This window comes from Arthrobacter sp. CJL-S3 (genome assembly GCF_056711635.1).
In genome coordinates, this window is the sequence record NZ_CM160046.1 from 1,410,592 (window position 1) to 1,425,134 (window position 14,543).

At 68.6% G+C, this 14,543-nt stretch carries 13 protein-coding genes; 12 read left to right on the top strand and 1 reads right to left on the bottom strand.

The window, feature by feature from the left end; translation table 11 throughout:
- The first annotated feature begins 171 nt into the window (after positions 1 to 171).
- The 3 genes from AC06G6_RS06285 to AC06G6_RS06295 are packed head-to-tail and all read left to right on the top strand — an operon-like array spanning position 172 to position 3,252.
- Positions 172 to 1,203: a Bug family tripartite tricarboxylate transporter substrate binding protein gene (locus AC06G6_RS06285; RefSeq protein ID WP_479827378.1), complete on the top strand. Its 1,032-nt coding sequence runs from the start codon at positions 172 to 174 to the stop codon at positions 1,201 to 1,203.
- 2 nt (positions 1,204 to 1,205) lie between these two features.
- Positions 1,206 to 1,727 carry a tripartite tricarboxylate transporter TctB family protein gene (locus AC06G6_RS06290; protein WP_479827381.1) on the top strand — a complete coding sequence of 174 codons (522 nt, stop codon included), beginning with the start codon at positions 1,206 to 1,208 and terminating at the stop codon, positions 1,725 to 1,727.
- Positions 1,720 to 3,252, top strand: a complete 1,533-nt coding sequence (locus AC06G6_RS06295; protein WP_479827383.1) for a tripartite tricarboxylate transporter permease — start codon at positions 1,720 to 1,722, stop codon at positions 3,250 to 3,252. The genes AC06G6_RS06290 and AC06G6_RS06295 overlap by 8 nt, the downstream gene beginning before the upstream one ends.
- Before the next feature lie 120 nt (positions 3,253 to 3,372).
- Here AC06G6_RS06295 and AC06G6_RS06300 read toward each other — a convergent pair whose 3' ends face one another.
- Positions 3,373 to 4,884, bottom strand: a complete 1,512-nt coding sequence (locus tag AC06G6_RS06300; RefSeq protein ID WP_479828559.1) for a lipase maturation factor family protein — start codon at positions 4,882 to 4,884, stop codon at positions 3,373 to 3,375.
- Between the two features lie 207 nt (positions 4,885 to 5,091).
- Here AC06G6_RS06300 and dxr point away from each other — a divergent pair, with 207 nt between their 5' ends.
- From dxr to AC06G6_RS06345, 9 genes are all read left to right on the top strand, one after another.
- A complete protein-coding gene (gene dxr / locus AC06G6_RS06305) occupies positions 5,092 to 6,276 on the top strand; it encodes a 1-deoxy-D-xylulose-5-phosphate reductoisomerase (protein WP_479827385.1) in 1,185 nt (394 codons plus the stop codon).
- Between the two features lie 18 nt (positions 6,277 to 6,294).
- Positions 6,295 to 7,626, top strand: a complete 1,332-nt coding sequence (locus AC06G6_RS06310; protein ID WP_479827388.1) for a M50 family metallopeptidase — start codon at positions 6,295 to 6,297, stop codon at positions 7,624 to 7,626.
- Positions 7,627 to 7,809: 183 nt separating this feature from the next.
- Positions 7,810 to 8,598, top strand: coding sequence for a MarR family transcriptional regulator (locus tag AC06G6_RS06315; RefSeq protein ID WP_479827390.1), 789 nt, complete (start codon positions 7,810 to 7,812; stop codon positions 8,596 to 8,598).
- Positions 8,574 to 9,068 (top strand): hypothetical protein, encoded by a 495-nt coding sequence (locus tag AC06G6_RS06320; RefSeq protein WP_479827393.1) that lies wholly within the window; start codon positions 8,574 to 8,576, stop codon positions 9,066 to 9,068. The genes AC06G6_RS06315 and AC06G6_RS06320 overlap by 25 nt, the downstream gene beginning before the upstream one ends.
- A 91-nt stretch (positions 9,069 to 9,159) precedes the next feature.
- Positions 9,160 to 9,453 (top strand): YciI family protein, encoded by a 294-nt coding sequence (locus tag AC06G6_RS06325; RefSeq protein WP_479827395.1) that lies wholly within the window; start codon positions 9,160 to 9,162, stop codon positions 9,451 to 9,453.
- Between the two features lie 38 nt (positions 9,454 to 9,491).
- Positions 9,492 to 10,658: a flavodoxin-dependent (E)-4-hydroxy-3-methylbut-2-enyl-diphosphate synthase gene (gene ispG / locus AC06G6_RS06330; RefSeq protein ID WP_069951145.1), complete on the top strand. Its 1,167-nt coding sequence runs from the start codon at positions 9,492 to 9,494 to the stop codon at positions 10,656 to 10,658.
- A complete protein-coding gene (locus tag AC06G6_RS06335; protein ID WP_479828560.1) occupies positions 10,621 to 11,508 on the top strand; it encodes a GNAT family N-acetyltransferase in 888 nt (295 codons plus the stop codon). The genes ispG and AC06G6_RS06335 overlap by 38 nt, the downstream gene beginning before the upstream one ends.
- A 37-nt stretch (positions 11,509 to 11,545) precedes the next feature.
- Positions 11,546 to 12,328, top strand: coding sequence for a hypothetical protein (locus AC06G6_RS06340; protein WP_479827398.1), 783 nt, complete (start codon positions 11,546 to 11,548; stop codon positions 12,326 to 12,328).
- Positions 12,329 to 12,731: 403 nt separating this feature from the next.
- Positions 12,732 to 14,543, top strand: coding sequence for a proline--tRNA ligase (locus AC06G6_RS06345; protein ID WP_479827400.1), 1,812 nt, complete (start codon positions 12,732 to 12,734; stop codon positions 14,541 to 14,543).

Genomic DNA, 14,543 nt, shown 5'->3' on the forward strand with positions numbered 1-14,543 from the left:
GTCACAAGTTTCCCATCCCGGCCGCCGCGCACCAGCCAATCCCGGGCCCGGAACCGTGACCAATATGACCACTACTACCTCTACGGCCAAATTCTGGCCCCCGGGCCGGGCGGCTTCTAGTCTCTGGGAAGTGATTCCGATGACGTGCGTCACATTCATACAGGAGAAACCATGAATTCCCACTCCAACTTCACCCGGTCCAGCTTCACCCGCCGGGCTGCGCTCGCTGCCGGGGCGGCCGGCGTCGTCCTGGCCATGTCGGCCTGTGCCGGCGGTGCCACCGGCGCATCGGCAGGCCAGAGCTCCGCCGCGGAGCCGATCAAGAAGCTGAGCATCATCGTTCCGGCGAACCCGGGCGGCGGCTGGGACCAGACGGGCCGGGCCATGCAGCAGGACCTGCAGTCCAACAAACTCGTCACCTCCGCGCAGGTCAGCAACATCGGCGGCGGCGGCGGCACCAACGGCCTTGCCAAGCTCGCCACCGAAAAGGACGTCAACACGCTCATGGTGATGGGCTACGTCATGGTGGGTGCCGTGGAGACCAACGCCGCCAAGACCCGGCTGGAGGACACCACCCCCATTGCGCGCCTGACCGAAGAGCCGCTGGTCCTGGTCGTCCCGGCGTCGTCGAAGTACCAGTCCGTCCAGGACCTCGTGGATGACATCAAGGCCAACGGCAAGGGCGTGGCGATCACCGGCGGCTCGGCCGGCGGCGCGGACCACATCCTGGCGGGCCAGATCCTGAAGTCCCAGGGCGTCGAATCCGACAAGCTGAACTACATCGGCTACTCCGGCGGCGGCGAATCGATCGCCGCCCTGCTCGGGAACAAGGTCCAGGCCGGCATCTCCGGCGTGGGCGAGTACGCCGAGCAGGTCAAGGCCGGCAAGGTCCGGGCGCTCGCCGTCTCCGGCACCTCCGAGGCACCGGCCCTGCCCGGCGTCAAGCCGCTGAAGGACCAGGGCATCGACGTCGTCCTGACCAACTGGCGCGGCGTTGTGGCACCGGGTTCCATCGACGAGGCGCAGAAGGCGAAGCTGACCGAGGTCGTCACCAAACTGCACGCCACCGAGGCCTGGAAGGCCACCCTGGCCAAGAACAACTGGGACGACGCCTTCCTTGCCGGCGACGAGTTCAAGACCTTCCTGACCGAGGACATCACGAAGGTCAAGACCACGCTGACTGAGATCGGCCTGGTCAAGTAACAATGTCCACCCAAGTCAGCACGCCCGCCAAACGGCCCACGGGGGAGATCCTCTTCGCCCTGGTGTTCGTGAGCGTGGGCGCAGCGGGCCTCCTGACGGCGGGGTCCATTCCGATCCCGCCGTCGGAGACCGGCATCGGCCCGCGGGCCTTCCCCTACATCGTGTGCACCATGCTGGTGCTCGTTGGCACCGGCATCGTCGCCCAGGTGTTCCGCGGCAAGGTGGGCCAGGCCGAGGAAAGCGAAGACCTCGACGTTAACGCCAAGACCGACTGGATGGCCCTCGCGAAACTCGCGGGCTTCGTGGTGCTCCACATCTTCCTGATCGAACCGGCCGGCTGGCCCGTTGCCGCGGCCGTGCTGTTCAGCGGTGCGGCCTGGACCCTTGAGGCCAAGCCGCTCTGGAAGGCGGTCATCATTTCCGTGGTGCTGGCGCTCGTGCTGCAGTACGTCTTCGGCGGGCTGCTGGGCGTCTCCCTCCCGCCGGGCCCGTTGCTCGAGGGGGTGCCGTTCTTCAATGGATAGCTTCATGATGCTCCTCGAGGGCTTCTCGACGGCGCTGCAGCCGGTCTACCTGCTGTACGCCCTGGGCGGCGTCTTCGTCGGCACCGCCGTCGGCGTGCTTCCCGGCATCGGTCCGGCGATGACGGTGGCGCTGCTGATGCCCATCACCTACGCACTGGATCCCGCGGCCGCCCTGATCGTGTTCGCCGGCATCTACTACGGCGGCATGTACGGCGGCTCGACCACGTCCATCCTGCTCAACACGCCGGGCGAGTCATCCTCGATCGTCACGGCGCTGGAGGGCAACAAGATGGCCAAGGCCGGCCGCGGCGCGGCGGCCCTGGCGACGGCGGCGATCGGCTCGTTCGTCGCCGGCACCATCGCCACGGTGTTGCTGACCTTCCTGGCGCCGGTCGTCGCGGAACTCGCCGTCGGCCTGGGGCCCGTGGACTACGTGGCACTCATGATCGTGGCGTTCCTCACCGTCGGTGCCCTGCTGGGCGCTTCGGTGCTGCGCGGCCTCGCGTCACTGGGCCTGGGGCTGTTCATCGGGATGATCGGCATCGACGACAGCACCGCGCAACAGCGCTTCACCTTCGACAACCCCACCCTGGTCGACGGCGTCGACATGGTCCTGGTGGCCGTGGGCCTCTTCGCCCTCGGGGAGGCCCTGTATGTGGCCTCGAAGCTGCGGCACGGGCCGGTCGAGGTCATCCCGGTCAGCAAGGGCAAAAACGCCTGGCTGTCCAAGGAGGACTGGAAGCGGTCCTGGAAGCCGTGGCTGCGGGGCACCTTCATCGGCTTCCCCATCGGCACGGTCCCGGCGGGCGGCGCGGACGTGTCCACCTTCCTGTCCTACGCCGCGGAGCGGAAACTGGCCAAGGGCCAGCACAAGGCGCAGTTCGGCAAGGGCGCCATCGAGGGCGTGGCCGGGCCGGAAGCGGCGAACAACGCCGCCGCCGCCGGTGTCCTGGTCCCTTTGCTGACGCTCGGAATTCCGACGACGGCGACCGCGGCCATGATGCTCACCGCGTTCCAGCGCTACCAGATCCAGCCCGGGCCCCTGCTCTTTGAGAACCAGGGCGCGCTGGTGTGGACCCTGATCGCCTCCCTGTACGTCGGGAACCTGATGCTGCTGGTGCTGAACCTGCCGCTGGTCGGCCTCTGGGTGAAGATCCTGCAGATTCCGCGGCCCTACCTCTACGCGGGCATCCTGGTCTTCGCGGCACTGGGCGCCTTCTCGGTGAACTTCGCCGCGGCCGACGTCGGGATCCTCCTGGTGGTGGGCATCCTGGGCTACTTCATGCGCCGCTACGGCTACCCCGTGGCGCCCCTGGTGGTCGCGATGATTCTCGGGCCGATGTTCGAGGTGCAGTTGCGGCGCTCGCTGCAGCTCTCCCAGAACGACCCCACGGCGCTGTTCTCCTCACCGTTCGCGGTGGTCGTGTACGTCTCCATGGCCCTGATCTTCGTGGGCTCCTGGTGGCTTCGCCGCCGTCAGGCCGCGTTGGAGGCCGCTCCGGTGAAGGACGAGCTGTCCGTGTAGGCAGGGTGCTCCACTGATTCGACCCGGATGGCCGGAATGGTGACAACCATTCCGGCCATCCGCGTCCAACGGCTCAAAGCCGTCCGGCTCTCGGTCGTCCGGCTCTCGGTCGTCCGGGCATCAGTCGTCCGGGGGCAGGGACAGCGGCGGAATCGACTCGCCCAGCGGGATCCGGACCCAGCGCTGGCCGGTGGCGCGGAATTCCTTCCGGGTGGCGAAGCGGTACAGGTAGCTGCGTGCCCGCACCCAGCGGGGCCGGGCGCCGTCGAACGGATCATGCCGCAATAGGCGCAGGGTGGGACGGTCGGCCTCCAGGAGCTTGGCCAGGAAGGCGTAGAACCACTGCTCGTGCACGGTGCGCAGCGGCAGGAACCACATCAGCCAGTCGAGGCGCAGGTGGTAGGGCGCCCACTGGCGCGGGATCCGGCGGACGTCTCCGGGCTTTCCGCGGAAGCCGTACTCCCGCCAGTCCGCAGTGTCGTCGGGCTCCGCGGCGAGCGTCCCTTCCACGGCGATTTCGATCCGCTGCTTCGTGACCGTGCCGAACGCGCCATAGGTGTTCCCCAGCTGCCAGCGGTTGAAGGCGGCGTTCATCAGCTGGTAGTGGGAGAACAGGTTCTCGACCGGGCGGTAGCTGAGCACCACGAGCAGTACGGTGGCGAGCAGGACCACCACGAGCCACGCGACCGGCGCCTGGCTGCCGGCCGCGCCAGTCGCCGCGCCGGAGACGCCTCCCGCGGCGGTTTCCGCAGCTGTGCCTGCTGCCGCAGGGTGCCAGTCGAGCGGGATCGCCGGGACCAGGGCATGCGCCACCGGGTCGCTGACGGCGGCGAAGGCGAGCAGGATTGCCATCCAGTTGAGCCAGGCGAAGTTCCCGCTCGCCACCAGCCAGAGCTGCGTGAAGATGATGATGCCCCCGGCCACGCTGGCCAGCGGCTGCGGGGCGAAGAGGAAGAACGGCACCACCAGCTGGGCGAAATGGTTGCCCAGGACCTCCAGCCGGTGCCACGCCTTGGGCAGCAGATGCGCCTGCCGGCTGAGCGGCCCCGGCATCGGCTGGGTCTCGTGGTGGTAGTACAGGGCTGTCAGGTCACGCCACTCCCGGCCGCCGCGGATCTTGATCATGCCCGCACCAAACTCCAGGCGGAACACCAGCCAGGCCAGCAGGATCAGGATGGTCCGCGGCGGGGGAGTCTCGTTGGAGCCCAGGAAGGCCACAATGAACCCGGCCTCAAGCAGCAGCATTTCCCAGCCGAAGCCATAGAACGTTTGCCCCACGTTGACGATCGACATGTACAGCAGCCACAGCGCCAGGAACGCCAGCATGGGAACCCAGGGCGGGCCCAGCTGCGGCAGGCCCAGCACGATCGTGGCGGCAATCGCCAGGCCGCCCCAGCAGACGGCCCGCAGCAGCCGGTCCGAGTAGCGCCAGCTGAACAGGGTGGGCCGGCGCAGGCGGCTGGTGCGTGCCAGGAACTCCGGCACCGGCAACAGCCCGCGCTCGCCGAGGAGGGCCGGAAACTGGTTGAGCGAGGACAGGAAGGCCACAAAGTAGACGGCGGCGATGCCGCGCTGCAGCACCTGCCGGGCGAACTCGTACTCCGGCGCGTCAAACCAGGCCGTCCACTCCACGATCCCCACGTTACGCCCGCGGTCCGCGGCGTCAATGCGCGGCAACATCCGTCACCGGTCCGGCCTCCGTCCGGGGCGGCTTTGAGGCGCCAACGAGGGTTTTCCGGCCATCCGACGGCGTGTCCCGGCGCAATGTGCCCCCGGATGGCCGGGCCGGGCCGCGCGCGGGCAACCCGAGCACCGAACGCGGTGCGGGATACTGGAACCATGCAGCCGCGCAAGATCGTCCTCCTCGGGTCCACCGGTTCCATCGGCACGCAGGCGATTGACGTCGTCGACGGCGCCCCGCACCTTTTCGAGGTCGTGGCGCTCAGCGCGGGCGGCGGCAACCCCGAACTCCTCGCCAAGCAGGCCGTCCACACCCGGGCCGGGGCCATCGGTGTGGCGTCCGGCGACCCGGGCGCCCTCCAGGCGCTGATCGACGACGCCGCCGGCGCGGCCGGGGTGACCGGCTACCGTCCCGAGATCATCACCGGGCCGGACGCGTCCACCCGGATCGCGGAGATCGAGGCCGACGTGGTGCTCAACGGCATCACCGGCTCCATCGGCCTGGCGCCCACCCTGGCCGCGCTCAAATCGGGCGCGACGCTGGCCCTGGCCAACAAGGAATCCCTGATTGTCGGCGGCGCCCTGGTCAAGGCCGCGGCCCGCGAAGGCCAGATCGTCCCGGTCGATTCCGAACACTCCGCCATCGCCCAGTGCCTGCGCTCGGGCACCGCGGCCGAGGTGGACCGGCTGATCCTCACGGCCTCCGGGGGCCCGTTCCGCGGCATGACCCGGGATGAGCTGCACGGAGTGTCCCCGCAGGACGCCCTCGCCCACCCCACCTGGGACATGGGCCTGATGGTCACCACCAACTCCGCCAGCCTGGTCAACAAGGGCCTGGAAGTCATCGAGGCGCACCTGCTCTTCGACATCCCGCTGGAGAAGATCGACGTCGTCGTCCACCCGCAGTCCGTGGTCCACTCGATGGTCCAGTTCATCGACGGCTCCACGATCGCCCAGGCCTCGCCGCCGGACATGCGCCTGCCGATCGCCCTGGGCCTGGGCTGGCCGGACCGCGTCCCCCGCTCGGCCCGGCCGTGCGACTGGACCCAGGCCACCAGCTGGACCTTCGAGCCGCTGGACACCGGGGCGTTCCCCGCCGTCGGACTGGCGAAGCATGCCGCCCGGCAGGGGAGCACCTACCCGGCCGTGTTCAACGCCGCGAATGAGGAGGCCGTGATGGCCTTCCACGCCGGCCGGATCCGGTTCACCGACATCGTCGATACCATCGAAGCAGTGCTCAGCGAACACACAGGATCCTCCGGGCTGACGGTGGAGTCCGTGCTGGATGCTGAAAGATGGGCACGCGCCCGCACGCACGAACGTTTAGCCGTCAGAAGCGTCTAGGAAGCAGCAGATCCCAGCATGAGTCCCGTCCTCCTCTTTATCCTCGGTGTCGTCTTTGTGGCGATCGGCATCGCCGTGTCCATTGCCCTGCACGAGGTGGGCCACCTGTTGCCGGCCAAGCTGTTCAAGGTCCGGGTCACCAAGTACATGATCGGCTTCGGTCCCACGCTCTGGTCCCGCAAGAAGGGCGAGACCGAATACGGGTTCAAGGCCATCCCGCTGGGCGGCTTCGTGTCCATGATCGGCATGTACCCTCCGAACAAGGACGACGGCACCGTGCGCACCTCCAGCACCGGGATGTTCCAGTCCCTCGCCTCGGACGCCCGCTCGCTGGCGCACGAGGAAGTCGGCCCCGCCGACGCGGACCGGGTGTTCTACCGGCTGCCGGTCTGGAAGAAGATCGTGGTGATGCTCGGCGGCCCGGCCATGAACATGCTCATCGGGCTCGGGCTGACGGCCGTGCTGCTGATGGGCTTCGGCACCGCCACCCAGACCACCACCATCGCCGACGTCTCCAAATGCCAGGTCAAGGCCGGCGAAACCGTGGACCCGGACTCCGCCGACTGCCGGCTCACGCCCGCCGCCGCCGCGGGCCTGCTGCCCAACGACGTCATCACCTCCTTCGACGGCAAGGCCGTGACCAGCTGGGATGAACTCACCGGCTGGATCCGCGCCTCCGCGGACCGGCAGGTCAGCATCACGGTGGAGCGCGACGGCGTGCCGGTCACCACCACCGTCACCCCGGTCCTCTCCGCCCGTCCCGTGGTGGGCGACGACGGCCGCCAGGCCAAGAGCGCCGACGGCACCCTCCTCTACCAGGACGTCGGCTTCCTGGGCATCGGGGCGCAGACCGCGCTCGTGCCGCAGCCGGCGTCGACCGTCCTGCCGATGGCGGGCGAGAACATCAAGCAGATCGCCGGCGTCGTTCTGAACCTGCCGGCCCGGGTGGCCGGCGTGGCGGAGGCAGCGTTCAGCGAAGCGCCGCGCGACCCCAACGGGCCCATCAGCGTGGTCGGGGTGGGCCGCGTGGCCGGGGAGGTCGCGGCGATGGAGCAGGTGCCGATGCAGTCCCGGGTGGCCACCCTGGTGGGGCTGCTGGCCGGACTGAACTTCGCGCTGGCCGTCTTCAACCTCATTCCGCTGCTGCCGCTCGACGGCGGCCATGTGGCCGGCGCGCTGTACGAGGGGGCCCGCCGCAGGATCGCCAAGCTCTTCGGCCGCCCGGACCCCGGCGCGTTCGATATCGCCAAACTGCTCCCGGTCACCTACGTGGTGGCGGTGCTACTGATGGGCATGGGCGCCCTGCTGATCTACGCCGACATCGTCAAGCCGGTCAACCTCTTCGGCTGACGCGGCGGCCTGCGGGCCCGCGGAAATGCCCCCTGACGGCCGCCGGGTACCCGGGACGGTCGCGCCCCCGGATGCGCTCAAACCGGATAACGCTGAGTCATCATTATCAGCTTATTTTGGCTTATTTTTAGTAATCAGTTGAAAGTGATTGATTCTGCAGGATCAGCCCTTTAGGGTGGGGCTATGTACGTGATGACCATCGACCAGCGCGGCAGCAGCGCCGACGTCGACCGTGTCCCGGAGCTCCTGGCGGAGCTGGCCGGGCTCTCCACTGCCGGGCGCTTCGAGCGGTCAGTCGGGGACGAGGTCCAGGGAGTCGTGGAACGCCCGGACGAAGTCGTCGACATCGCACTGCACGCCCTGCGCAGCGGACGCTGGTACGTGGGAATCGGGGTCGGGGCGGTGGACCAGCCGCTGCCGGCCAGTCCGCGGGAAGGATCCGGGCCGGCCTTCGTGGCGGCGCGCGCGGCCGTCGAGAAGGCCAAGTCCAGTGCCGCGCACGTGCCCGTCGCTGTCGTCTCCGGCGGCCTGCGCAGGGGAGAGGCTGCTCCCTCGCCCGCCGGATCCGCCGGTGCGCGCGCCTGCGCCAATGCCGAGGCGGTGCTGCGGCTGATCGGACGGCTGGTCCAGGACCGGACGGCCGCCCAGTGGAAGGTCGTGGATGTGCTGCGCTCGGTGCAGCACGGCCATGCCGGCACGCACGGCACCCAGAAGATCGCGGCCAAGGAACTGGGAATCACGGAACAGTCGGTGAGCCGTGCGCTGCTGCGCTCCGGCTGGCAGGAAGAATGGGCCGCGAGGCCTGCGGCGGAAATGCTGCTGGCCTTCGCCCACGGAGTTATCGCCGCCAACGACGACGCCCGCGGGCAACCCGCGGACCGAACCCCGGATCCGGGCGGGCACCAGCACCCGGATACCAGCCCCCGGGACAGCATGGAAGGAGACCGGTGGACGCGCTCTGGATCACACTGACCCTGCTCACCGCCGGTTTCGTCGGATGGCCCGTGACGTCCCTGGTCTTCCGGCTCGCCCGGACCATCGATGACCGGCAGTCTGCAGGTGCCGGAGCCGCCGACCCGGCAAACGACCCCGCGGCGGACGTCACCGTTGATCCCGTTGTCACGACCGGCACCGCATCCGCATCCGCCGCGCCCGGCACGGCCGCCGCGGAGGCGGGTGCTGCAGCCCTTTCGGTCAGCAGCGTCAGGATCCTGCGCGGCGGCGCGATCATCGGAGTGCTGGAGCGTCTGGCGGTCTGCCTCGCGGTCCTCGCCGGCGAACCGGTCGCCATCGCCTACGTCATTGCGATCAAGGGCCTGGGCCGCTTCGCCGAGCTGAAGGAGACGCCGGTCGCCGCGGAGCGGTTCATCATCGGCACCCTGACCTCCCTGCTTTGGGCGGCCGGCGTCGCCGCCCTGGCCAAGGTGTTCTTCCTCGGCTGACGCCGCCGGGCCGCCTCCCGGATGGGCAAGTACGCCGCCCGCCCCGGCCGCCCGGATGGGTACCTGGCCGACGGGGCGATAGTGTATCCGTATGACTGTTTTTGCTGTTGAGTACGTATACGATGCCGAATCCTCCGAAGCCCGCGACGCCACCCGCCCGGCGCACCGCGAATGGACCGCTGGACTGGCCCAGGACGGAACGCTGCTCGCCAGCGGCCCCTACGGTGACGGCGCCGGTGCCCTGCTGATTTTCAAGGCTGCCGACGAGCAGGCCCTGAACGAGGTCCTCAAGCAGGATCCCTTCAACGCCGCCGGTGCCATCTCCGGCACCCGCACGACGGTCTGGGCACCCCTGACCGGCCTCCTGGCCGGCCACGCCGCCTAGCCGTCCCCGCCAGACCTACTTCGATACAAGGAGTCCATGTGACCTCGGTCAGCCTGGGAATGCCGTCAGCACCGCCCCCCGTCCTCGCCCCGCGCCGCAAGACCCGCCAGATCAAGGTGGGTTCGGTCGGCGTCGGCTCCGATTCGCCGATCAGTGTGCAGTCGATGACCACGACGCCCACCACGGACATCAACGCCACCCTGCAGCAGATCGCCGAGCTCACGGCCTCCGGCTGTGACATTGTGCGGGTCGCCTGCCCGTCCGCGGACGACGCCGAGGCCCTCCCGATCATCGCCCGGAAGTCCCAGATCCCCGTGATCGCGGACATCCACTTCCAGCCCAAGTACGTCTTCGCCGCGATCGAGGCCGGCTGTGCGGCAGTCCGGGTGAACCCCGGCAACATCCGCAAGTTCGATGACCAGGTCAAGGAAATCGCCCGCGCCGCCAAGGACCACGGCACCTCCATCCGGATCGGCATCAACGCCGGATCGCTGGAACCCGGAATCCTGAAGAAGTATGGCAAGGCCACCCCGGAGGCCCTCGTGGAGTCCGCGGTCTGGGAAGCGTCGCTGTTCGAGGAGCACGGCTTCAACGACTTCAAGATCTCGGTCAAGCACAATGACCCGGTCATCATGGTCGCCGCCTACGAGATGCTCGCCGAACAGGGCGACTGGCCGCTGCACCTCGGCGTCACCGAGGCCGGCCCCGCCTTCCAGGGCACCATCAAGTCGGCGACGGCCTTCGGCGCCCTGCTGTCCCGCGGCATCGGTGACACCATCCGCGTGTCCCTCTCCGCCCCGCCGGTGGAGGAAATCAAGGTCGGCAACCAGATCCTGCAGTCGCTGAACCTGCGCCCGCGCAAGCTCGAGATCGTCTCCTGCCCGTCCTGCGGCCGCGCCCAGGTGGACGTGTACACCCTGGCCGAGCAGGTCACGGCAGGGCTGGAAGGCATGGAGATCCCGCTGCGCGTTGCCGTGATGGGCTGCGTCGTCAACGGACCGGGCGAAGCCCGCGAGGCCGACCTCGGCGTCGCCTCGGGCAACGGCAAGGGACAGATCTTTGTCAGGGGCGAGGTCATCAAGACTGTGCCCGAGGACCAGATTGTTGAGACACTGATCGAAGAGGCCATGCGTATCGCTGAAGAGATGGGGGAGGCCGATGGCGAAGATGCTGTCAAGGGTAGCCCCGTGGTTAGCGTCTCGTAAGGACGGCGCCGCTCCCGGCGTCGCGGTCCGGACCCTGGGGGGCTCGGACACATCCCAGCTGGTGGACCTGGCACGGCAGGACGACGTCGCGAACGTCTTTATCCTGTCCCATCTGGCCACCGCCGGTTCCGCGGCACCCACCACCGGCGGCGCCAGCATTCTGGGCGTGTTCGACGGCGACACCCTCCTCGGTGCCTGCTGGGCCGGCGCGAACCTGGTCCCGGTGCAGCTGGACCCCGGGCTCGCCGGTGCCGTCGCCGCCGCCGCGCACCGCTCCGGGCGCCGGTACGCCTCGATCTTCGGCCCGGCCGAGACGGTCCTGGCACTGTACTCCGGGCTGGAACAGTTCGGTCAGACGGCCCATGAGATCCGCGACGACCAGCCGCTGATGACGATCTCCGGGCCTCCCGCCGTGGCGCCGAACCCTCAGCTGGGCTTCGGCCAGCTGGCGGACTTCGACAAGATCCTCCCCGCCTGCGCGGCGATGTTCGAAGAGGAAGTGGGCTATTCGCCGTACCTTGGCGGCCGGGAGTACTACAGCCGCCGCGTCAAGGGCCTTATCCGCGAGGGCCACTCCCTGGTCCACCTGAACCCCGCACGCGAGGTGGTCTTCAAGGCCGAGCTCGGTGCGGTCACCCCTGAGGTGACGCAGGTCCAGGGGGTCTGGATGAACCCGGAGTTCCGCGGCCACGGCCTCAGCGCCGGGTACATGGCCGCCGCCGTTGTCCTGGCCCAGACCCTCGCCCCGGTCACGAGCCTTTACGTGAACAATTTCAACACCCGGGCCCGTGCCACCTACGAGCGGGTCGGCTTCCGCCAGGTCGGAACGTTCGCTACAGTGCTCTTCTAGCGGGCGTCTGCCGGCAATCATTCGTTTTGGGGGAAACATGAAGACATCCGCGCTGCGCATTTTTGGGGCCACGGTCCTGCTCGCTTCAACCTTGTCAGCTTGCGGCGGGAGCCCTAACCCGCCCGGCGCCGGCGCTAACGACGCCGGGGGACCCGGCGCGGCGGCGGCGACGACATCCGCCGCGGCGGCGGCGACAACATCCGCCGTGCCGACGCCGACCGCTACGCCGGTACAGACCTACACCCAGGAAGAGCTTGCGGCTTTGCTGGGCCTGCTCAAGGATGCCCAGGGCAACGCGCTGGCTGTGATGCCCGCCATCGACCTGGCAGCCAGCCTCGAGCAGACCAGAACCGCGCTGGCCGCGACGACGGTGGAGCCGGCCGAATGCAGCGATCTGGCACTCGCCGGGGTCGCCCCTTCATCTGCCAACGCCGCCATTGCCGTGGGATCAAGCACCGACGCCGCCAGCGGTGCGTCCACCGCGGTCTCGATGGCGTCAGGTCTTGATGAAGCATTCCTGGCCCAGGTCCAGGACATGGCCGGTCAGCTCAGAAAATGTGCCACGATGTCGATCACCGCGGGGGCCGTCCAGCTCAGCACGGACCTGACCCTGCTCGAGCGCGTCTCGGTTCTACCCACAGCGGTTGCCTTCCGGACCGACACGACAATCTCCGACGGCCGGCAGCAGTCCACGATTACGGTCCAGGCGGTCCAGCGCGGGGTACTGCTCTCTGCCGTGGCCTCGGGCGGCAAGAGTGAACAGGATGCCATTGCCAGGGCCGGCGCGCTGCTGGACTCGGCGGCCGAACTGATCAAGTAGCAAAAGGGGAGCCTCCGGCCAGTCCCCGCCCAGCCGGAAAATATCTGGATGCGGACTCTTGTTTTCGTGGCCCGGGTCACATAGGTTCGAGCTAACCGTGTCGCATGGGCACGTGTTTCCCCGGGAGCAGCAGCCGGGGATGCAGACGCCCTTGAGGGCAACACAACGGAACACACGGCCAATTTCTTTGGCGGTGCTGGGGCCGCAGAGCCACGCCATGACAGGATGACCAGCCGGAGACGGCCAGGGGCTTCCGTCAGTTATGGCGTGGCTCTTCCGTGTCCGGGCTGACGGTAGATTAGTACGTACGCGTTTGCCGGTTTCCCCGGTGCTACTGATTCACAGCTCTATTCACAGCTTTGCTGCTTTGCCCCGCACCTTCCCAGAAACGGATAGATACCCAGTGGTCCTTCGACTCTCCAAGCTGTTCCTGCGCACCCTGCGTGAAGATCCCGCCGACGCCGAGGTGGCCAGCCACCGGCTCCTGGTCCGCGCCGGTTACATCCGCCGTGCGGCCCCGGGCATCTACACCTGGCTTCCGCTGGGGCTGAGTGTGCTGCGCAAGGTGGAGACGGTCATCCGTGAGGAAATGGCCGCCATCGGCGCCCAGGAAGTGCACTTCCCGGCCCTGCTGCCCAAGGAACCCTACGAGGTCACCAACCGCTGGACCGAGTACGGCGAGGGCATCTTCCGGCTCAAGGACCGCAAGGGCAACGACTACCTGCTGGCGCCCACCCACGAGGAAATGTTCACCCTGCTGGTCAAGGACCTGTACTCCTCGTACAAGGACCTGCCGCTGAGCATCTACCAGATCCAGAACAAGTACCGCGACGAGGCACGTCCGCGGGCAGGCCTGCTGCGCGGCCGCGAGTTCATCATGAAGGATTCCTACTCCTTCGACGTCGACGACGCCGGCCTGGACGCCAGCTACGCGGCGCACCGCGGCGCCTACCTGAAGATCTTCGAGCGCCTCGGCCTCGAGGTCATTCCGGTGGCCGCCACGGCCGGGGCCATGGGCGGCTCCAAGAGCGAGGAATTCCTGCACCCCACCGAGATCGGCGAGGACACCTTCGTGCGCTCCGCCGGCGGCTACGCAGCCAACGTCGAGGCGGTCACCACCGTGGTCCCCGCGGACATCGACTTCAGCAACGCCCCGGCCGCCGAGGTCCGGGACACCCCGGACACCCCCACCATCGAGACCCTGGTGGACGCCTCCAACGTCCTGGTGCCCCGCGCCGAGGCCGACGGCGGCGCCTGGACGGCCGCCGACACGCTCAAGAACGTCGTCCTCGCCGTCACCCTGCCGACCGGCGAACGCCAGCTCGTTGTCATCGGCCTGCCGGGCGACCGCGGCGTCGACCTCAAGCGCGTCGAAGCGAACATCGGATCCTTCCTGCCGATCGCCGGCGAAATCACGCTCGAGGCCGCCAACGACGAGGACCTCAAGAAGCAGCCCCTCATCGTCAAGGGCTACCTCGGCCCCGGGCTGTCCCTGGACGCGCCCCTGCTCGGCACCGAGGGCGCCGCCAAGCTCCTCTACCTGGTGGACCCGCGCGTCGTCAGCGGTTCCGCGTGGGTCACCGGCGCCAACGAGGCCGGCAAGCACGTCTTCGGCCTGGTCGCGGGACGCGACTTCGGCTGGGACGGCGTCATCGAGTGCACCGACGTGCGCGCCGGCGACGAGGCCCCCGACGGCTCCGGCCCGCTGGTAACCGCCCGCGGCATCGAAATGGGCCACATCTTCCAGCTCGGCCGCAAATACGCCGAAGCCCTGGAGCTCAAGGTCCTGGACCAGAACGGCAAGCAGGTCGTGGTGACCATGGGGTCCTACGGCGTCGGCGTCACCCGCGCCGTCGCGGCCCTGGCCGAATCCAACCACGACGACAAGGGCCTGGTCTGGCCGCGCGCTGTCGCCCCCGCCGATGTCCACGTGGTGGCTGTCGGCCGCGGCGAGGAGATCTTCGCCGCCGCGGAGAAGCTGGCTTTTGAACTGGAGGCCGCCGGCCTCGAGGTGATCTACGACGACCGTCCCAAGGTGTCCCCGGGCGTGAAGTTCGGCGACGCCGAACTCGTCGGCGTCCCGACCATCCTCGCCGTCGGGCGCGGACTCGTGGACGGTGTCGTCGAGATCAAGGACCGCCGCAGCGGCAACGCCGAAAACATCGCCGTTGAGAAGGCCGTGGACTACGTAGTCGACGCCGTCCGCAACAGCTAA